Here is a 19780-nt window from a genome sequence, read left to right as displayed (position 1 = left end):
TGGCACTCGCCGGCGCAGACTGCTAACAACCCAAAATTCCCAAATCGTGCAAAAGCTTAGGAGAACTGCATGAATTTCCGTCCGCTTCACGACCGCGTCGTGGTCAAGCGCATCGACGCAGAAGAGAAGACCGCTGGCGGCATCATCATTCCCGACACGGCGAAGGAAAAGCCCTCGCAGGGCGAGATCGTCGCCGTCGGCCCGGGTGGCCGCGACGAAGCTGGCAAGCTGATCCCGATCGACCTGAAGGTCGGCGACCGCGTGCTGTTCGGTAAGTGGTCCGGCACCGAGGTCAAGATCGACAACGTCGACCTGCTGATCATGAAGGAAAGCGACATCATGGGCGTCCTCGACGTCCCCGCTTCCAAGAAGAAGGCGGCCTAAGAGCCCCTCTCTTATCCAGTTAAACACCTAAGGAAAAAATCCAGATGGCAGCTAAAGAAGTCAAATTCTCGGTCGATGCGCGCGACAAGATGCTTCGCGGCGTCGACATTCTCGCCAACGCGGTGAAGGTCACGCTCGGTCCGAAGGGCCGCAACGTCGTGCTCGACAAGTCGTTCGGCGCTCCCCGCATCACCAAGGACGGCGTCACCGTCGCCAAGGAGATCGAGCTCGAGGACAAGTTCGAGAACATGGGCGCGCAGATGGTGCGCGAAGTCGCCTCCAAGTCCGCTGACGCGGCCGGCGACGGCACCACCACCGCGACCGTGCTGGCCCAGGCGATCGTGCGCGAAGGCGCCAAGTCGGTTGCCGCCGGCATGAACCCGATGGATCTGAAGCGCGGTATCGATCTCGCGGTCGAAGCCGTCGTTGCGGACCTCGTCAAGAACTCCAAGAAGGTGACCTCGAACGACGAGATCGCCCAGGTCGGCACCATCTCGGCCAACGGCGACGCGGAGATCGGCAAGTTCCTCGCCGACGCCATGAAGAAGGTCGGCAACGAGGGTGTCATCACCGTCGAGGAAGCCAAGTCGCTCGAGACCGAGCTCGACGTCGTCGAGGGCATGCAGTTCGACCGCGGCTACATCTCGCCCTACTTCGTCACCAACGCCGACAAGATGCGCGTTGAGATGGACGACGCCTACATCCTCATCAACGAGAAGAAGCTCTCCTCGCTGAACGAGCTGCTGCCGCTGCTCGAGGCCGTGGTGCAGACCGGCAAGCCGCTGGTCATCGTCGCCGAGGACGTCGAAGGCGAAGCGCTTGCCACCCTGGTCGTGAACCGTCTCCGTGGCGGCCTGAAGGTCGCGGCCGTCAAGGCTCCGGGCTTCGGCGATCGCCGCAAGGCCATGCTGCAGGACATCGCGATCCTGACCGGTGGCCAGGCGATCTCGGAAGATCTCGGCATCAAGCTCGAGAACGTCACGCTCAACATGCTCGGTCGCGCCAAGAAGGTGATGATCGACAAGGAGAACACCACGATCGTCAACGGCGCCGGCAAGAAGGCCGACATCGAAGCGCGCGTGTCGCAGATCAAGGCGCAGATCGAGGAAACCACCTCGGACTACGACCGTGAGAAGCTCCAGGAGCGTCTTGCCAAGCTCGCAGGCGGCGTCGCGGTGATCCGCGTCGGCGGCGCGACCGAGGTCGAGGTGAAGGAGCGCAAGGATCGCGTTGATGACGCGATGCATGCGACCCGCGCGGCTGTGGAAGAAGGCATCGTCCCGGGCGGCGGCGTCGCCCTGCTCCGTGCCTCCGAGCAGCTCAAGGGCCTGCGCACCAAGAACGACGACCAGAAGACCGGCGTCGAGATCGTGCGCAAGGCGCTCTCCGCGCCCGCTCGCCAGATCGCGATCAACGCCGGCGAAGACGGCTCGGTGATCGTCGGCAAGGTCCTCGAGAACAAGTCGTACGCCTACGGCTTCGACTCCCAGACCGGCGAATATGTCGACCTCGTCAAGAAGGGCATCATCGACCCGACCAAGGTGGTCCGTACCGCGATCCAGAACGCAGCCTCGGTTGCGGCGCTCTTAATCACGACGGAAGCCATGGTCGCCGAGCTGCCCAAGAAGGGCGGCTCCGGCCCCGCGATGCCCCCGGGCGGCGGCATGGGCGGCATGGATTTCTGATCCAGCCATCCTGGCAAACGACAAAATGCGAAACCCCGGCAGCGATGCCGGGGTTTTGTTTTTCTTCGGTGGTCCTATCCCGGAGCGGCGCGCAGCGCGGAGCCCGGAATGACAGTGGGGCTTCACCACACCTTCCCCAGCCGCTCCATGTGCGGTTCGCCGTGCTGGTCGAGCGACCAGAATATCCGCGTCACCTTGCCGACCAGATTGTCCATCGGCACGAATCCGATCGACGACATCACGCGGCTGTCACTCGAGTTGTCGCGATTGTCGCCGAGCACGAAGAAATGGCCCGGCGGCACGGTGTAGACGTCGGTGTTGTCGTAGTAGCCGTTGTCGACACAGTCCTGCGTCACGTAGGACGCGCCGTTCGGCAGCGTCTCGCGCCAGCGCTTGGCCTTCGCACCGTCATCCACGTCGCAGGTGGAGCCGGCGAATGCCTGCTTCAGAGCGACGCGCGTCACCGGGCGGTCATTGAGGATGAGTTGGCCCTGCCGCATCTGGATGCGATCACCGGGCAGCCCGACCACGCGCTTGACATAGTCGACCGCGGTGTCCTTTGGCATCCGGAACACGACGACGTCACCATACTCGGGATCGGTGGCCCGGAAACGCCCGGAGATCCACGACGGCGCGAAGGGAAACGAATAGCGGCCATAGCCATAGGCATATTTTGCAGCAAAGACGTAGTCGCCGACGACCAGCGTCGGCGTCATCGAGGCGGACGGGATGTTGAACGGCTGAAACAGGAAGATGCGAAACAGGAACGGCGGCGACCACAGCACCGGAATCAGGAGGATCAGGATGACGATCGCCTTCCATTCCCGCGCTTTGGCCTGCGGGTGGATGGTTTCCTGAAGAGTGGTCATGCGCCTGCCCTGATCAAGCCCGTAGTCGTCGCGAGATTACGCAACCCTCGCGCGTACGCAATCCCATAACTTGGTCGCGCCGCGCGCGGATCGCGTTCACGGGTCGCAATCAACCGCGCGCGAGATCGCTGAAGCAGCGGCGGATCCATTCGATGGTGAGCCGCGTCGCCGGATCGCGCTTGAGATGGTTCTGCACCAGCAGCCAGACGTCGCGGCGCCCAGGCAGCAGCGTGGCGCGCAGGCGGCGATCGCCGAGTAAGTCCGCGCAGACATGCTCCGGCAACACGCCGGCGGCCTGATGCGCGCGGATCAGGTTACGGATGACGCGAACGTTGTCGGTAACGCAGCGCGCGTGGGCTTGCTTCATACGCAGGAATTGCATCTCGGGAATGGCACCGAGTTCGTCCGGATAGGCGCACAGCACCGGCTCGCCTTCGGTCGTGACAGGCTCAAAATAATAGAGCTTGACGTCACCGAGCCTGGAGATCGCGAAGTCGCCCTTGTCGGGCTTGCGCAGCCGGATAGCGAGATCGGCTTCCCAGCGCGAGAACTTGACGTTCTCGCTCGAGGTGAGGAATTGCAGCGTCAGGCCGGAATTGGCGCGCAGGAAGTCGCTCGCGCGCGGCGACAGAACCTCCTCGGCAACCGTGTTGGTGGAGGCGATACGCAGGCGTCCCACCGGGCCTGCAAGACTCTCGCCGACGCGACCGATCTCGGCGGCATGTGCGGCCATCGCCTCGACATGCGCCAGCACCGCCTCGCAACTCCGCGTCGGCCGGCGCTGGCCGTCCACCGCATCGAACAGCGGCACGCCGAGATCGCGCTGGATGCGCGCGAGCCTGCGGCCGACGGTGGTCTCGTCGATGCGCAGCCGCGCGCTGGCGCCGGCATAGGTGCCCTCGTCCCTGACCGCGGCGATGATGCGCAGATCGTCCCAGTTCATGGCGATGAGCCTAGCAGGCCCGACGGGCTCCTGCAAATTTGCAGCCATATGCTGCAATAGTCCTGCACATTGGCAGGCCGCCGCCGCGCTACTGTGGCGCCTCCGATATGCCTTAGGAAGGCCCGACCCGCATGACCGCCCCAAAAACCTTGCTTGAATTGTCCGGCGCCGATCTCACTCCGCCCAGGCTCGCCGATTCCTGCCTCGTGCTAATCGACATCCAGAACGAATATTGCGCCGGGCCGCTCGCCTTGCCGGACGCGGAGCCCGCAATCGCCGCCGCCGCGCGCCTGCTCGCCCGCGCGAGGGCGAGCGGCGCTGCGATCTTCCATATCGCGCACAAGGGACGTGCCGGCAGCCTGTTCGACCGCGAGGCCGCGCGCGGCGCGATCGTCAGGAACGTGGCGCCGCTCGCCAGCGAAGCCGTGATCGAAAAAGCGCTGCCGAACGCTTTTGCCGGCACCGACCTGCAAGTCCGGCTGGCCGCAACCGGACGCACGAACACCGTGCTGGCCGGTTTCATGACCCATATGTGCATCAGCTCGACCGCCCGCGCCGCGCTCGACGTCGGCCTGCGCACGACGATCGCAGCCGATGCCTGCGCCACACGCGATCTTCCCGACGGCCGCGGCGGAGCGCTCTCCGCAAGGATCATCCACGAGGTCGCCCTGGCCGAATTGTCGGACCGGTTTGCGATCATCGCACAAACCGAGACGTTGACCTGATGGAGCGTAGGCGATGCTGCAACTCTATTTCTCACCGATGGCCTGCTCGCTTGCGAGCCGCATCGCGCTGATGGAAGCGGGCATCGAGGCCCGCTATCATCCGGTCCATCTCCAGACCAAGCAGGTCGTGGACGACGGCAGCGATTTCCTCGGCGTTTCCCCAAAGGGCGCGGTGCCGGTCCTCGTGCTGGAGAATGGCGAACGGCTGACCGAAAGCGCCGCGGTGCTGCAATACATCGCCGACCTAAAGCCGCAGGCGGGCCTTGCACCCGCCTTCGGAAATCCCGACCGGTATCGGCTCCAGGAATGGCTCAGTTTCGTCGGGGCCGAGATCCACAAGGCGTTCCTGTTTCCAACCTTCTGGTACAAGGACGACGCCTCGCTCGCCAAGCCGCGTGCAAGGATAGCGCAGACATTATCGATGCCTGCCGCGCATCTGATGGACCGCGAATTCCTCGTCGGCGACAGCTTCACCGTCGCGGATGCCCATCTCACCTGGGCTTTGCTGTTGCTCCGTCCCGCGGGAATCGACGTCGCGCAATGGCCATCGTTGTCGGCCTATCTCGCGCGCATGCAGGCGCGACCGGCCGTGCGGGACGCGATTGCGACCGAAATGGCCGTCCGCAAGACGATGGCGGCGAGCCCGGCGTGACAGGATGTCACGGCCGGGAAATCTGAGCGGTGCTCCGGCAGGGCATTGATGTCGGCGCGGCATGCGCTAATCTGGAGGAATATTTTTCGACATTTCCTTTGGAAGGCATTCATGCGTGCTCTTTCCAGACTTTGCCCGGCCGGACTTTGCCTTACCCTCCTGGCCTGCTGGCTTTCCGTTGCGCCGGCGTCGGCGGAAACCCGCGTCGCCCTGGTGATCGGCAATGGCGCCTATGCCAGTACGGCGCAGCTTCCCAACCCGTCGCACGATGCCGAAGACGTCGCCGCCTCGCTCAAGCGCAGCGGCTTCGAGGTGCTCCAGGGCATCGACCTGCGCCAAGCTGACATGCAGGACCTCACCATCCGCTTCGCGCGCGCCGCGAGCAAAGCCGACGTCGCCATGTTCTACTACAGCGGCCATGCGATGCAGTACAACGGCGTGAACTATCTGATGCCTGTCGATGCCGTGCTGAGCGACGAAGCCGATTTGAAGCGCTTCGTGCGGGTGGACGACATCGTGAACGACCTGCAGCAGGCCAAGAACCTGCGCATCCTCATCCTCGATTCCTGCCGCGACAATCCGCTGGCCGAAACCTTGAAACGCTCCGCCGGCATGACGCGCGGCGCCTCGATCGGGCGGGGCCTGTCGAAAGTCGAAGCACCGCGCGGCACGATCGTGTCGTTCTCAACCCAGTCCGGGCAGACGGCGGCCGATGGCAGCGGCCGCAACAGCCCCTATACGACGGCGTTCCTGAAGCACATCGAGGAGCCGCAGGAGATCGGCGAAGTCTTTCGCGACATCAGCAGCGACGTCTACGATTCCAGCGGCAAGACCCAACTCCCGGAGCTGTCGCTGTCGATCATCGGCAAGTTCTACCTGAACGGACCGGTGTCGGTCACGGTGGCGCCGGCGGCGCCACAAGCCGCGCCCCGGGCTGACCCTTGCGCAGCAGCAGAAGCACACTGGAAGGCTGCCGACGGCATCGGCACGCTGGGCGCTTTCGAGGATCACCTCGCGAGATTCCCGAATTGCATCTTCGCCACGCTCGCCAAAGCTCGGATCGAGGGGCTGAAGCAGAAGGTGGCGCTCGCGCCGTCAGGCAACGGCCGGAGCGGCGGAAGCAAGGATTTTGACGGCAGCTGGGACGTGACGTTGAACTGCTTGGCCACCGGCAAGGCGCAGGGCTTCACCAGACCTCTGGTCGCCACCGTCACGAACGGCGTGCTTCATGCCGAGGCGCAGGGTCCGGGCAACAACATCAACCGGCTCGAGATCGACGGCCAGATCCCGGCGGACGGCAAGACCACCTTGAGCGCGCGCGGCACGACGGGAGCGAGCGCGTACACGCTGAACAATCTCGCGCCCGGCTCGCCCTACGCCTTTACCGTCGATGCGCAGTTCGATCGCACCCGCGGCACCGGCAAGCGCAACGAGGCGCGGGCCTGCAATCTGGTTTTCGTCAAACGCTAGCTGCGCATCCCCGGCCGGTCACACGCCCGTCTGGCTGATGAACTTGGTGTTGAAATAACCCTCCATTGCCTCGGTGCCGCCCTCCGAGCCGTAGCCGGAATCCTTGATGCCGCCGAACGGCACTTCGGGCAGCGCCAGACCAAAACTGTTGATCGACATCATGCCGGCTTCGACGGCCGAACCGATCGCAGCCGCCGTCTTTGCCGAGCTTGTGAAGGCGTAGGACGCCAGCCCGAACGGCAAGCGGTTGGCCTCCTCGACCACCTCGTCGAACGACGAGAAGCGTGAAATCAGCGCGAGCGGGCCGAACGGCTCCTCGTTCATGGCGCGCGCATCCTTCGGCACGTCGCTCACTACGGTCGGCTCGAAGAAATGGCCCTTGTTGCCGACGCGTTTGCCGCCGGTCTCGAGTTTTGCACCCTTGCCGACGGCATCCTGCACCATGCCTTCGATGGCGGTGACACGGCGCGGATTGGCAAGCGAGCCCATTTTGGATTCGGGATCGAGGCCGTTGCCGACCTTGAACGACTTGGCGCTGTCGACAAATGTGTCGACGAATTCACGGAACACGTCATCCTGGACCAGCATTCGCGTCGGCGAGATGCAAACCTGCCCGGCATTGCGATATTTTGCCGCCGCCAGAATTTTCGCGGCCGATGCGACGTCGGCGTCCTTGAAAACGATCGCCGGCGCATGACCGCCGAGCTCCATGGTGGCACGCTTCATGTGCAGGCCCGCGAGCGCATTGAGCTGCTTGCCGACATGGGTCGAGCCCGTGAACGAGATCTTGCGGATCACCGGATGCGGAATGAGATATTCCGAGATCTCCGAGGGAATACCGTATACAAGGTTGATGACGCCATCGGGCACGCCAGCGTCCGCAAACGCGCGGATCAGCTGTGCGGGCGAGGCCGGCGTCTCCTCCGGGGCCTTGACGATGATCGAGCAGCCGGCGCCGAGTGCGGCGGAGAGCTTGCGCACGACCTGATTGATCGGAAAGTTCCAGGGCGTGAACGCCGCAACCGGGCCGACCGGCTCCTTGATCGCGAGCTGGTAGATGCCCGGCCCACGCGCAGGGATCAGGCGGCCATAGGCGCGTTTGGCTTCCTCCGCAAACCACTCGATCACGTCGGCGGCAGCCATCACCTCCATCTTGGCCTCGCCAAGAGTCTTGCCCTGTTCCATCGTGAGCAGCGGCGCAATCTCGTCATTGCGCTCGCGCATGATCGCGGCCGCCTTGCGCATGATGCGGCAGCGCTCGAAGGGAGCAACGTTTCGCCAGATCTTGAAGCCGGCGCTGGCTGCGGCGAGTGCCTCGTCGAGGTCGGACCGTCCGGCATGGGCGACGGTGCCGATCACCTCTTCAGTCGCGGGATTGCGGACCTCGATCACCTTGCCCGAATGGGCCGGTCGCCATTTGCCGCCAATGAAAAGCTGGGTGTTCGAATAGGCCAACGGATTCTCCTGTGGTCGCTTTTTTCTGCGCTAGGTCGGGATGGGAGTGGCTCGGTGACAAATCGCGTCCGCCGCCTTTGTCATCTCCGGCCCAAGATAGGAGCGGAAGCGTGGCTCGGCGACCAGAGCGCCGAAATCGGCCATGCGTGTCACCCCACCGCCGGCCACAAAGAGGAATCGCCCGGCGATCTCGGCAAGGATGTCGAGGTGCCAGGCCGCCGTCGGATGCATGCAGAGCACGACCAGCCGACCCTCGTCGCGCAGCTTGCGGAAGAAATCGAGCATGAAGCCGATATAGCCATCCTGCAGGTTGAACTGCGGTTCGTCGAACAGGTGAACCAGCGGCGTCCGGGTTGGCGACGGCGCCAGGAAGGCGGACGGAATGCGCTTCCGGAAGCGCCTGACCTGATAGGATTGGTGATAGTGGATCGCGAGCCGGTCGCGCTCGCGATATTTGACACCATGGATATCGGTGCCCGCGACCAGCACGCGCCCGGAGGTCGGGGCGTTCGAGCCCGTCATCATCTCGAACAAGGTCGTCTTGCCGGCGCCATTCGGGCCGACGACACCAACGATATCAGGTTCGTCCAGCGACAGGTTTGCCTGTAGCGTGAATGTCGGTCGGCGGATCACGCGGCCCCGTGTATAGACCTTTCGAACGTCGTCGAGAACGAGCAGCGGTGCGGCCACTTATTGTACTCCCAGCAAGCACTGACGAAGCCCGCGGTCATCGCGCAAGGCCGCGGCCTCCCCGGTCCAGACGATCCGGCCGCGATCGATCACCGCGGCATGGTCTGCGACCGCCAGCGCGATCTCGGCGTTCTGCTCCACGACCAGCGAGGCAATGCCCTCGTCCTTCATGCGCAAGATCGTCGCGAGCACGTCGCCGACGATTTTCGGCGCCAGTCCCTGGCTCGGCTCGTCGAACAGCACCAGTCCCGGCGAGCCGACCAGCGCGCGGGCGATCGCCACCATCTGCATTTCGCCGCCCGACAGGTTTTCGCAGTCGCGCTCCATGAGATATTCGAGCGGTGAGAAGATCGCAGCGGCCTCCTTGACGCTCCAGTGGCGAAAGCGCGTGCGCTTTTGCGCGATCGACAGGTTGCGCGCAACCGTCAATGTCGGACACAGCCGGCGGTCGTCGGGTACCCAGCCGATGCCGGCGCGCGCAATCTCGTGGGTCGGATCGCGCGTGACGTCGTGACCGTCGAAACAAACGGAGCCGCGGCGCGGACACGTCAGTCCGAGAATCGAGCGGAGCATCGTCGTCTTGCCGGCGCCGTTAGGGCCGAGCAGCGCAAACACCTTGGCGTGCTCGATGGCAAGCGAGGCGCCGAACAGCGCCTGGGTCTCACCGTAAAAGGTATCGACCGCGTCCACTTCGAGGATCATGCGAACTTCCCGAGATTGGAGCGCCGCACCCATTCGTTCTGCTGCAGTTCATGTGGCGTTCCGCGCGCCACCACCTGGCCCCAATGGATGACCGAGATCCGGTCAGCCAACGAGAACAGGAACTCCATATCATGCTCGATGGCGACGATGGTCAGCCGCCCCTTCAGGCGAGCAATCAGGGCTGCGAGCCGCTGCACCCCGTCGGAGCCGAGGCCGGAGGTCGGCTCGTCCAGGCACAACACCCGGGGCGCCTGCGCCAGGGCGACCGCGATCTCCAGCGCGCGCCGGTCGCCATAGGACAGGTCCTTGGCGCGGATGCCGCCCTTGTCGGCAAGCCCGACCGCCGCCAGCGCTTCGGTAGACTTCGCGGCAAACCGGCTGTCGCCCGCCGCTGCGCGCGCGATATCGTGGCCACGGGCGCGAAACTCGGGCAAGCCCATCATGACGTTGTCACGCGCGGAGAATTCGTCGAACAGTGTCATGATCTGAAACGAGCGGGCGATGCCCTTGGCGGCGATGCGGTGCGGGCTGAGGCCCGTGACATCCTCGCCGGCGAGCAGGACTCGACCACGATTCGGTTTCACCCGGCCGGTGAGGACATTGAAGAACGTGGTTTTGCCGGCACCGTTCGGGCCCATCACACCGTGAAACTCGCCCTCCGCGACCGCGAGATCGACGCTCTCCAGCACGACGCGGTCGCCGAAGCGGACATGAACGGCCGCGGCTTCGATCATGTTCATCGCCCGCTCCCGAACAGCAGCCGCATCGCCGAGGTACCGCGCTGCCGTAAGGCGCCGAGTGAGTGCTGCTGCACGGCAGCGGATATCGCGCCGGCAATGCCTTCGGGGCGAAACAGCACGATGGCGATGAAGAGCAGACCAAAATAGAGCATCCAGGCATTGGTCAGCGCACCGATCACGTCTCGGGCGGTGAGGAAGAGAAATACGCCAATCACCGGACCCCAGAAGCTGACGAGGCCACCGCCGACGAGCGTCATCATCACGACGTAGCCGGATTGATGCAGGCTCATGACGTCGGGGAATGCGGCGAGCTGCGCCATGGCGAACAATCCGCCGGCAAACCCCGAGACGGCGGCCGACAGCGCAAAGATCGCGACTTTGTAGAGCCACACATTATAGCCGAGATGGCTCGCGCGAACTTCGCTCTGCCTGATCGCAGCGACCACGCGGCCATAGGGCGAGTGCACCAGCCTCCACAATGCGGCGGTGCCGACCGCAAAGACGGCGAGCACGAAATAGTAGAACGCGACATTGTCGTTGAGATCGAACGACACAAGCCCGAAATCGGCCGGCAACCGTTTGATCTTGAGAAGGCCGTCTTCGCCGCCGGTGATCCGGTGCGATTTTATCGCCAACGTCCAGAAGATCTGGCCGAAGGCAATCGTCATGAAGGCATAATAGATGCCGCGCCTGTGCGAGATGAACAGCGCCACCAGCACGCCGCCGAGACCTGCCGCCGCGGCCGCGGCAATCAGGCATATCCAGAGATTGGCGACGATGTCGAACTGACAGAGACCGAACGCGTAGGCGCCGATGCCGAAATAGGCACCATGACCGAACGACGGAAGTCCGGCGGTGCCCAGCACCAGGTTGAATGCGAGCGCATAGAGCGACCAGATCAGGATCTCGATCCCGAGATAGGGATAGAGCCCGATCCGCGTGATCCAGAGCGGCACCGTTGCAAGCACGAGCCAGAGCACCAGCATCGTCGGCGTCACGAGGCGCGCAGCGTCCGGTGAAGATTTTGGTCCCACAATCATTCCCTTTAGGCCTCGAGCACGCTTTTTTTGCCCCAGAGGCCGCGCGCGCGGAACGTCACGACGGCCACGAGCAAGATGTACATCGACAACAGCGACCATTCGGACGCGTAGGCGCCGGCAAGGCCGACACACAGTCCGACCAAAAGACCCGCCACGACCGCACCCCAAAAGCTGCCGACGCCCCCGAGCACGATCACCAGGAACGCAGGAATGACCGCATCGACGCCCATATGCGGGCGAATGCCCCAGATCGGCGCGACGATGATGCCCGCGATCGCGGCCAGCATCGTGCCGAACACGAAGACCAGCATCCGCAACCGCGACAGGTTGATGCCGAGCGCGCGAACGATCTCGCTGTCATGCGCGCCGGCCTTGACCGTCGCACCGAACGAGGTCTTTTCGATCAACAGCCAGACCAGGCCGATGACCCCGGCCGCGATGCCCGCTGCGTAGAAGCGATAGGTCGACCAGATCAGGTCGCCGAACAGGAAGCCGCCGTTGATGGCGGACGGCACCTGCAGCACGTAGTCGCGCGTGCCCCACACCAGGCGGATCATCTCTTCGATCACCATCGCGGCGCCGAAGGTCAGGAGCAGCCCGTAGAGCGGATCCTTGCCGTAAGTGCGCCGCATGCAGAGCTCGATCAGCATGCCGACCAGACTCACGATCACGGGAGCAATGATCAACGTCGCCGCATAGCGCCAGCCGAGCGGCAGCGCGAGCCACGCTTTCGCAAGTTCCATCGGCAATGGAGGGCGCGGCCCCGTGAGCTGCATGGCGACATAAGCCCCGAGCGCGAACAGGGAGCCGTGCGCGAGGTTGATCTGCTCCATCAGCCCGACGATGAGCATGAAGCCGAGTGCGATCAGCGCGAACAACAGGCCGAGCGTCAGGCCGTTGAGGAGATGCGGAAGAAGGTCGAACAAGGTTTTTGGCTCTCGCAACTGGCATGTGTCATCCGGGAGGCTGACGGTCCCGGAGGCGCGGCGCGCGAGATGCGCGCCGCTCGTTCTGCGATGTGACGCACCGTCTCTAGGAGTCGACGGTCGGCACCTGCTCGTAGGGGGTGAGCTTGCACTTGCCGGGTGCCGCATCATCGGCGGCCGATTTCGGCTCCGTCCAGCTGATGATCTCGAACAGATCGGTATTGTCGACCGGCTTGGCGTTGCGCCGCGCCAGATAGATCGTCTGCTGCATCTGGTGCGTCATCGGATCCATGTAGGCGTCGAAATGCTGCATGCGATCGGTCGCCGAGACCTTCAGGTTCTCGAGCTCCTTGATGATCTTGACGTTGTTGGTCGACCCTGCCCGCTCGATTGCACGCAGCAGTTCGCGCGTGGACATGTAGCCGTTGTAGGAGACGTTGCCCGGCACCGGGATCGGGCCGTCCTTGTTGGCGGCCTGCCACTTCTTGACGAATTCGGCGACACCTGGCAGCGGCAGCTTGTGATACCAGGTGGTGCCGAACACGCCGAACAGGCTGTCGGGCGCGCCCCACACATCGGGCCAGTCCTGCTGGTTGTTGATCCAGGCCGGCTTGCCGTCGAGCTTGAGCTGCGCCACCTGCTCGCGCAATGCCTTGATATCGTCGCCGCCAACTGCGGTCGCCACAACATCGGGCTTGGCCTGCTGGATCTTCAGCAGATAGGCAGTAAAGTCGCGCGTGTTCTGCGGCACCAGCAGATTGTCGAGGATCTTGCCACCGGCGCTCTCGACCTGCGTCCTGGTCGCGGCAGACGTCGTGTGACCCCAGACATAGTCGTTGGTCAGCAGCATCCAGTTCTTGCCGATGGAGTCCACCGCGTTCTTGACCGACGCCTTGGAAAAATTGGTGCCGTTGCCGTCCCATACGAATTTCACGCGCGAGCAGTTCTCCCCGGCTTCGCTGGGCGCGGAGGAATTGGTGTTCATGTAGATCACACCATATTTGCTAGCGACCTGTGTGATGGCGTTGGCGACGCCCGAATGCAGCGCGCCGATCAGGATGGTGCAGTCCTCGCGGGTGATGAAACGTTCCGCGACGCGGCTGCCGGTAGCTGGCGTCGTCTCGGTGTCCGCCGTGATGAACGTGACCTGGCGCCCGAGTACGCCACCTTTGGCGTTGATCTCGTCGATCGCCATCTTGATGCCGCGGAAATCATCCTGGCCGCTGTTGCCGTATTGACCGCTGGCATCGCACGTCAGGCCCAGCTTGATCGGTTTCGCGCCTTGCGCCCAGGCATGATTCTGCCGCCACGGCCCAAAGAAGCTGCCGGCGCCGCCGATGACGCTCGCCATCAAGCTGCCCTTCAGAACGCTTCGCCGTGAGATCTGACGCCCTCTCATCGTGTCCTCCCGTTTCCGAAGTCTTTTGCTTCTTGTGGGATTAGAATATTCATTCCATATGTTATGTAAAGTAGAATTTTTGATCCAAATGGTGAAATGCCGTTAAACAGGCGGCCGATCCGGAGATCCGACTCGATGAACAAGGCGGCTGGCGCCATGACTTATGACGAACTGCGCGGCGCGATCGCGCAGCGGCACCGGGCACTGTCGGGCCGGTTACAGCAGATCGCGGAGTTCGTGCTCGATCACCCGACCGATGTCGCACTCGGCACCGTGGCGGAGGTGGCGCAGCGCTCAGGGGTGCCGCCGTCGGCGATCGTTCGCTTCGCGCATGCGCTCGGGTTCGGCGGCTTCACCGAGATGCAGCAGGTGTTCCGCTCCCGTCTCGTCGCCGGCGTCGCGCCAAGCTACAAGGCGCGCCTCGCCCGCATGAAGAGCCAGGAGAAGTCAGTGCTCGGCCGCCAGCCGGCCGCGGTCTTGTCGCGTTTCGTGTCCGAAGCGCAATCATCGCTGGTCACGCTCAGCCAATCCGTCCATGCGCGCGAACTCGACGCCGCAACCGCGATCCTTGCCAAGGCACGTGACATCTATCTGCTCGGCCTGGGCGGCTCGTTCCCGGTTGCGATCCACCTCGCCTACGTGCTGCGCAAGCTCGGACGGCGCGTCGTCCTGCTCGACGGCCTTGGCGGCAGCATCCACGAGCAGTCGCACGCGGCGACATCAGACGACGCGCTGGTCGCGATCAGCTTCCGAAATTACTATCCGGATACGGCGCGCTTGTTTCCTGAACTCGTCGCGCGGGGCGTGCCCACGATTTCCATCACCGACAGCCTTTTGAGCCCGATCGTCGAGGGCGCGAGCGTCGTGTTCGAGATCCAGGACATGCCTGAGCCCGCGCTGCGTACGCTTGTCGCACCGATGTGCCTCGTGCAGGCGTTGGCGATCGGCCTCGACCTCGCCGCAGACTGACATTCACAACAGGAACAAGATCATGACATCGCATGACACCAACAAGCTTCTGGCAGGCAAAGTTGCACTGGTGACCGGCGCGGGACGCGGGCTCGGCCGCGCTTTTGCAGAGAAGCTTGCCGCGCTCGGCGCTGACGTCGCTATCCACGGCATGCGCGAGAACGGGCCGGCCGAGTATGGCGAGGGCACCACCCTCACCGCGGTCGCCGTCGAGATCGGCCGCGAATTCGGCGTTCGCAGCCAGCGCGTGCTCGGCGATCTCACCAAGGGCGAGGACATCGCACGCGTCATCGCGGAGACCGAAGCGGCACTCGGCCCGATCGACATTCTCGTGCACAATGCCGGGGGCGATATCGCGGCCGGCGGCGGCAAGCCCGATCCGAACGATGCGGTGAATATCAAGGAGGCCGACGTGCGCGCGGTGCTGGAGCGCAATCTGCTCTCCACCATCCTGACATGCCAGGCGGTCGCGCGCGGCATGATGGAGCGCCGACGCGGCCGCATCGTGACGCTTGGCTCCGTCGCCGCTTTCAAGGGACGTACCCAAGGCTCGATCTATGCGGTCTCGAAGGCCGGCGTGACCCATTACACGCGATGCCTGGCCGACCAGCTCCGCCCCTACGACGTCGCCGTCAACTGCATCGCGCCCGGAGATACCCGCACCGGCCGCTTCCTCGGAACGCGTGCAGTCGACCCCGACAGAATGGTCGAGACCGGCACGCTCGACCGGATCGCAACCGTCGACGAGGTCGCGCGCGTTGTCGAATTCTTCGCAGGGCCCATGGGCGCCTTCGTTTCCGGTCAGGTGCTGCGGATCGACGGCGGCGGGCAGTGCTGGCCGGGCTAAAACGCACGCGCGAAGCGAAACAGAAAAGGGCCGCTGCAAGCGGCCCTTTGCGTGATCTCGAATTGACTGAGCCTAGTCCACGCGCGCCAGCACCGCGAGCTTGCGGATGCCCTTGTTGCGGTAGGCGTCGAGGAACGCGTAATAATCCTTGAACGACACGCAGCCGTTGGAATCGCCGTTGGGCCCGAGCATGAAGGTATGCGCGAGCAGGCCGTCGCGGCCGTAGATCGCGCTCTCACCGCCAATCGGGGTCAGGCGCAGCGCAGGCACGCCGTGAAACAGCGCCTCGCGCGGTTTCAGCGTGTAGATATGCGGCGGCGTCACACCGCGCATGCGGACGCGCGAGGAGCGCGGGTCGTCGAGGTTGGAACCGAGGCCGGAATGCGCCTCGAGCTTGGTGCCGTCGGGCAAGTAAACCGTTTTAGCGGAGATGTCGTAGACCGCGGTGTCACGCTCATAGGGCGCCGAACCGCCGAGCATGGGGTTCTGCTCCCTCGGCGCGATGGAGGCGGTCACGCTGGCGTCGGCCGAGGCATAGGCGAGCAGCCCACCGGACGGCTCGCGCTTGCCCCAGAGCTTTTCCACCATCGACTGGCGCGGTCCGGTAATCGACATCACCGCAGCCTTGGCGCGATCGGCGATCGATTTTGGCTTCGCCTCAGGCGCCGGCACGATCTCGGCCGGATCTGCCGAGGCAAGCTGCAGCGGCGCGTCAGCGCCGCGCTTGGACTTCGCAGCGTCAGCGATCTTGGCGGGACCTGGCTTCAGGACTTCCGCGACCCTCGCGATCACGCTCGGCTTCGGCGCGTCCTTGGCTTCGGCGACCTTGGTTGCGGGCGCGGCGCTGGCCGCATTCGATGTCACGCCTTGGGTCGCAGCCGCGGCAAAGCGATCGTTGAACATCTCGCGCGAGATCGGCGCTGCCACCTGCAAGCGGTCGGGCAAGAGCGCAAAGGCGTCCTTGACGGCCTCACCGGCCTCGCGCAGCGCGACCCTGGGCGCCCGCTTGATCACGGGCTCGTCGTAGCCGCTGCTGCCGACGGTCGGATAGACGCTGGCGGCAAAGATGTTGCTGTAGATGGTCCAGCCGGCGCCAAGCACGACGCAGCCGATCACGGCGGCGCCAAGCACGTTTTGGGTGGTCATTTTCCGGGAAGGCTTCCGATAGGAATTGCTCGAGAATCCTTTGGACTTTCGTGCCGCGATGCCTTGCGCAGCGATACTCGTACTCATTCGCCTTGCGTCCAGAACGGTGTCACTCGGTCCCCCTTCGAAGCGCCGCTGGTCACGATCCGGGAACAGCATCTCGCAGAGGGTCGGAGCGTCATTAAGGCCACTTTTAGTTAAATGCGGATTAAGTTCGGGCGGATGTGAGGCAACCCGTTCGGGTGTCCCATTTCGAGAAAAAAGCCCGCAGAACTACGGACTTAAGGGCGTCTGTTAACTATAATTCTCGGCGGGATTGGCGTTGCCGGCGACCGTCTCCGGCCGCATCTCTAAGGCCATCCAACCAAGTCGTTTTCGTGGTGTTCAATACCCGGAAGATAGCGGGGAAGCGTTGCGCGAGGCTGGTGCGCAAGCACCCTCTGCTCCGCAGCCGCAGCGCGGTTGTCAGCAGCTACACCGCGCACGCGAGCAGGTGCCCTGACCGAAAGTTGATCGCACCGCACTGGAAAAGGCCGCAGCGAGAAAATAGCTCCGGCAACCGGCACTTTTCAGCAGCCTCTGCGTGTGATACGGTACCGTATCAAGATCGCCTTGAACTGTGCCGAGCACGCAAACGGAGGCTGGCATGAGAGAGTTCGTGCGCGCAGGGTTTTTCGCTCTGGCGGGGTCGTTTCTGTTGATCGGACACGCGATTGCCCAGCCTGCCGCCAATGTGGGCTGCACGGCGACGCCATCTGCTGCCGGTACGCAGACCTGGCGCTGCGACAACGGCATCACGATCGTTGCCGAAAGCGGTGCCAGATTTGAACTTAAGGACGCTAACCGCGACGGACATATAGACTCGGTGGAGTTGAGCAGCAAAGCGCTGCTGGTCGAGGTGCCCAAGAAGCCCGGCGGCAATCCCTTCAAGGTGCTGACGCCGCAGGCGATCGCCGCGGTGCGCGGCACGAAATGGGCGGTCGATGTCGCAGAGGCCAAGACCTCCGTCTTCGTGGCTGACGGCCGTGTCGGCGTGAGCCGAAGGAATGGTGGGCGCAGCGTGGTATTAGACCGTGGCCAAGGCGTCGACGTGGAAGCCACAGGCCCGTTGACGGTCAAGACATGGGGCCAGCCGCGCGTCGACGCGTTGATGGCAAGACTTGGTCAGTAAGACTTGGCCAATGGTTCGGGTCACCTGGGCGCGGCGAACAGCATTTGGACGATAGAGAAATTGCAACACGACCACATGAGTAGCCGACGCGTTCAGATCCTGGTGGCACTCGTCCTCACCGCACTGTGGGGCGCGGGCATCTATGCCGGTCACGCCAACGGTCATCTGCGGTTTCTCGATCGCCTCGAGGCGACGCTGACGGATTGGCGGACGCAGGTCCGCGGCGTGCGGGTTCCGCCCGATCTCGTCACCATCGTCGCGATCGACGACACCGTCGTGAAGCGCGGCGGCAGCTATCCGCTGCCGCGCGCCGATCTCGCCCGCGTCGTCGACACCATCGTGCAGTTCAAGCCGAAGGTCGTCGCGATCGACCTGCTGCTGGTCGATCGCAGCGCTGCGATCGGCGACGCTACGCTGGCAAATACGCTGGCTACGGGTCCCATCGTCCTTGCCGCCGCAGCGATCTTCCCGTCCGCCAGCGAGACCGTGGAGACCAGCGGCCAAGGCCCCCTCGCCGCGCTGCCGCAGGCCGAGCGCTTCCTGCTGCCCTTGCCGGCGTTCGCCGATCATGCCGAAGTCGGCGTCGTCAATGTTGCGACCGGACAATCGGGCTCGCCGCTCTCGGTGCCGATGCTGTTCCGGACGAGCGACAAGGTCGAGCTGTCCTTTCCGTTGCGGGTCGCGGCGCGCGCGCTCGACAAGTCGCTGACGATCGCGCCGGACCATCTGATGCTCGGCGACCGCGCGGTGCCCACCGATGCCGACTTCGCGCTACCGATCACCTATTACGGCCCGCGCCGGACCATCCGCACCGTCAGCGCACAGAGCATCTTCGACGGCACGTTAAGTCGCGCGGCGATCGAGAACCGGATCGTCGTGATCGGGGCCTCGGTCGCCGGCGGCGGTGATTTTTACCCAACACCGTTCGATTCTCTAATGCCCGGCGTCGAAGTGGTCTCCACCGCGATCACCCATCTCGTCGCCGGGGACAGCATCGTGCGCGACCGCAAGGTCCACATCGCCGACGCGCTCATCGCGATCCTGCTGCCGGTGCTGCTGGTGGGCCTGCTCGCCTGGCGGCGCAGCGCGCTCGGCATCGTCGCCGCGGCCGCGGTGATGATCGCCTGGGCCGGGTTCAATCTGTTTGCGTTCACGCATGGCGTCTGGTTGAACGCCGCGACCACGCTCGCCGCGGCAGTGCCGCCGGTTGCGGTCTTTGCCGGCGTGCAATTGTGGGCGGGAGGCCGCCGCACGCAATATTTTGCCGCCAAGAGCCGGTCGCTCGCGCAATTCCAGGCGCCGGCCGTGCAGGAGTGGCTGGCGCGGGATCCGAATTTCCTGTCAACACCCGTCCGGCAGGACGCAGCAATGGTCTTCATCGATCTCTCCGGCTTCACGGCGCTGAGCGAGCGGATCGATCCGGGTGAACTCCAGGACATTCTGAAGGCGTTTCACGCGCTGATCGAGAAGACCGCGGTCGATTGCGGCGGCATGATCAGCGGCTTTCTCGGTGACGGCGCCATGATCCTGTTCGGCCTGCCCGGCGCGATGCCCGACGACGCCGCACGCGCGCTGAAATGCGCGATCGACCTGCACCGCGGCGTCGAGCGCTGGATCGCGTGGTTGCCGCCAGCGATCAGGGATCAGCTCGGCTTCAAGATCGGCGCGCATTTCGGCCCGATCGTCGCCTCCCGCCTCGGCGAAAGCCATCAGCACATCACGGCGACGGGCGACACCGTCAACGTCGCGAGCCGGTTGATGGAGGTCGCTGCTAAAAACGGCGCGCGTCTCGCGCTCAGCGATACGCTGCTGGATGCGGCCGATTTCCAGGGCGCTCCCCACGGCGTTCTGTCGGGCCCCCTGCTCACGCAGGTCCGCGGCCGCTCCGGCGTCGTGAGCGTCTGGTTCTGGCGCGACCAGGACAGGCCGAACCAGGCCTCGACCAAGGCCGAGATGATCAACTGAAC

At 64.3% G+C, this 19780-nt stretch carries 19 protein-coding genes; 9 read left to right on the top strand and 10 right to left on the bottom strand.

Going from position 1 to position 19780, the window contains the following annotated elements:
- Positions 1-69: 69 nt before the first annotated feature.
- Both RX329_RS16285 and groL read left to right on the top strand, forming a co-directional pair.
- Entirely contained in the window at positions 70-384 is a 315-nt protein-coding gene (locus RX329_RS16285; protein ID WP_007611913.1) for a co-chaperone GroES, read from the top strand.
- 44 nt (positions 385-428) lie between these two features.
- On the top strand, positions 429-2069 hold the full coding sequence (gene groL, locus RX329_RS16280; protein ID WP_085351091.1) for a chaperonin GroEL: 1641 nt from the start codon (positions 429-431) through the stop codon (positions 2067-2069).
- Between the two features lie 122 nt (positions 2070-2191).
- On the opposite strand, the gene lepB is transcribed toward groL, so the two are convergent.
- Positions 2192-2938, bottom strand: a complete 747-nt coding sequence (gene lepB / locus RX329_RS16275) for a signal peptidase I (protein WP_085351090.1) — start codon at positions 2936-2938, stop codon at positions 2192-2194.
- A gap of 109 nt (positions 2939-3047) precedes the next feature.
- Positions 3048-3881 (bottom strand): LysR family transcriptional regulator, encoded by an 834-nt coding sequence (locus RX329_RS16270; protein WP_018455621.1) that lies wholly within the window; start codon positions 3879-3881, stop codon positions 3048-3050.
- A 131-nt stretch (positions 3882-4012) separates the two neighbouring features.
- Between RX329_RS16270 and RX329_RS16265 the strand changes: the two genes are divergently transcribed.
- From RX329_RS16265 to RX329_RS16255, 3 genes are all read left to right on the top strand, one after another.
- A complete protein-coding gene (locus RX329_RS16265; protein ID WP_317246126.1) occupies positions 4013-4606 on the top strand; it encodes a cysteine hydrolase family protein in 594 nt (197 codons plus the stop codon).
- A gap of 13 nt (positions 4607-4619) precedes the next feature.
- On the top strand, positions 4620-5258 hold the full coding sequence (locus RX329_RS16260; protein WP_085351088.1) for a glutathione binding-like protein: 639 nt from the start codon (positions 4620-4622) through the stop codon (positions 5256-5258).
- Positions 5259-5369: 111 nt separating this feature from the next.
- Positions 5370-6728 (top strand): caspase domain-containing protein, encoded by a 1359-nt coding sequence (locus RX329_RS16255; protein ID WP_085351087.1) that lies wholly within the window; start codon positions 5370-5372, stop codon positions 6726-6728.
- Between the two features lie 18 nt (positions 6729-6746).
- Here the strand turns inward: RX329_RS16255 and RX329_RS16250 are convergent, their stop codons facing one another.
- From RX329_RS16250 to RX329_RS16220, 7 genes are all read right to left on the bottom strand, one after another.
- The gene (locus tag RX329_RS16250; RefSeq protein ID WP_085351086.1) at positions 6747-8183 is read right to left on the bottom strand and encodes an NAD-dependent succinate-semialdehyde dehydrogenase; all 1437 of its coding nucleotides are present in this window, start codon (positions 8181-8183) and stop codon (positions 6747-6749) included.
- Between the two features lie 30 nt (positions 8184-8213).
- On the bottom strand, positions 8214-8873 hold the full coding sequence (locus RX329_RS16245) for an ATP-binding cassette domain-containing protein (RefSeq protein WP_085351085.1): 660 nt from the start codon (positions 8871-8873) through the stop codon (positions 8214-8216).
- Entirely contained in the window at positions 8874-9575 is a 702-nt protein-coding gene (locus RX329_RS16240; RefSeq protein ID WP_317246125.1) for an ABC transporter ATP-binding protein, read from the bottom strand.
- Positions 9572-10315, bottom strand: coding sequence for an ABC transporter ATP-binding protein (locus RX329_RS16235; RefSeq protein WP_085351083.1), 744 nt, complete (start codon positions 10313-10315; stop codon positions 9572-9574). The genes RX329_RS16240 and RX329_RS16235 overlap by 4 nt, the downstream gene beginning before the upstream one ends.
- Positions 10312-11355, bottom strand: a complete 1044-nt coding sequence (locus RX329_RS16230) for a branched-chain amino acid ABC transporter permease (RefSeq protein WP_317246124.1) — start codon at positions 11353-11355, stop codon at positions 10312-10314. Before RX329_RS16230 ends, RX329_RS16235 begins: the two co-directional genes overlap by 4 nt.
- A 5-nt stretch (positions 11356-11360) precedes the next feature.
- Positions 11361-12281, bottom strand: a complete 921-nt coding sequence (locus RX329_RS16225) for a branched-chain amino acid ABC transporter permease (RefSeq protein ID WP_085351081.1) — start codon at positions 12279-12281, stop codon at positions 11361-11363.
- Positions 12282-12387: 106 nt separating this feature from the next.
- Complete coding sequence (locus RX329_RS16220; RefSeq protein ID WP_231190578.1) at positions 12388-13680, bottom strand: ABC transporter substrate-binding protein; 1293 nt, start codon at positions 13678-13680, stop codon at positions 12388-12390.
- Between the two features lie 135 nt (positions 13681-13815).
- Here RX329_RS16220 and RX329_RS16215 point away from each other — a divergent pair, with 135 nt between their 5' ends.
- Together RX329_RS16215 and RX329_RS16210 are read left to right on the top strand one after the other, a co-directional pair.
- Positions 13816-14649 (top strand): MurR/RpiR family transcriptional regulator, encoded by an 834-nt coding sequence (locus RX329_RS16215; RefSeq protein WP_018455610.1) that lies wholly within the window; start codon positions 13816-13818, stop codon positions 14647-14649.
- A gap of 22 nt (positions 14650-14671) precedes the next feature.
- A complete protein-coding gene (locus RX329_RS16210) occupies positions 14672-15496 on the top strand; it encodes an SDR family NAD(P)-dependent oxidoreductase (RefSeq protein WP_018455609.1) in 825 nt (274 codons plus the stop codon).
- Between the two features lie 72 nt (positions 15497-15568).
- Here RX329_RS16210 and RX329_RS16205 read toward each other — a convergent pair whose 3' ends face one another.
- Entirely contained in the window at positions 15569-16642 is a 1074-nt protein-coding gene (locus RX329_RS16205) for a DUF2778 domain-containing protein (RefSeq protein ID WP_018455608.1), read from the bottom strand.
- A gap of 646 nt (positions 16643-17288) precedes the next feature.
- Between RX329_RS16205 and RX329_RS16200 the strand changes: the two genes are divergently transcribed.
- A complete protein-coding gene (locus RX329_RS16200) occupies positions 17289-17813 on the top strand; it encodes a FecR domain-containing protein (protein ID WP_026232987.1) in 525 nt (174 codons plus the stop codon).
- Positions 17814-17888: 75 nt separating this feature from the next.
- Positions 17889-19778, top strand: coding sequence for a CHASE2 domain-containing protein (locus tag RX329_RS16195; protein WP_018455606.1), 1890 nt, complete (start codon positions 17889-17891; stop codon positions 19776-19778).
- Positions 19779-19780: the final 2 nt, after the last annotated feature.

The organism is Bradyrhizobium sp. BWC-3-1 (assembly GCF_032917965.1).
Lineage (GTDB): Bacteria > Pseudomonadota > Alphaproteobacteria > Rhizobiales > Xanthobacteraceae > Bradyrhizobium > Bradyrhizobium canariense_D.
This window is presented reverse-complemented; position numbering and strand designations above follow the sequence as displayed.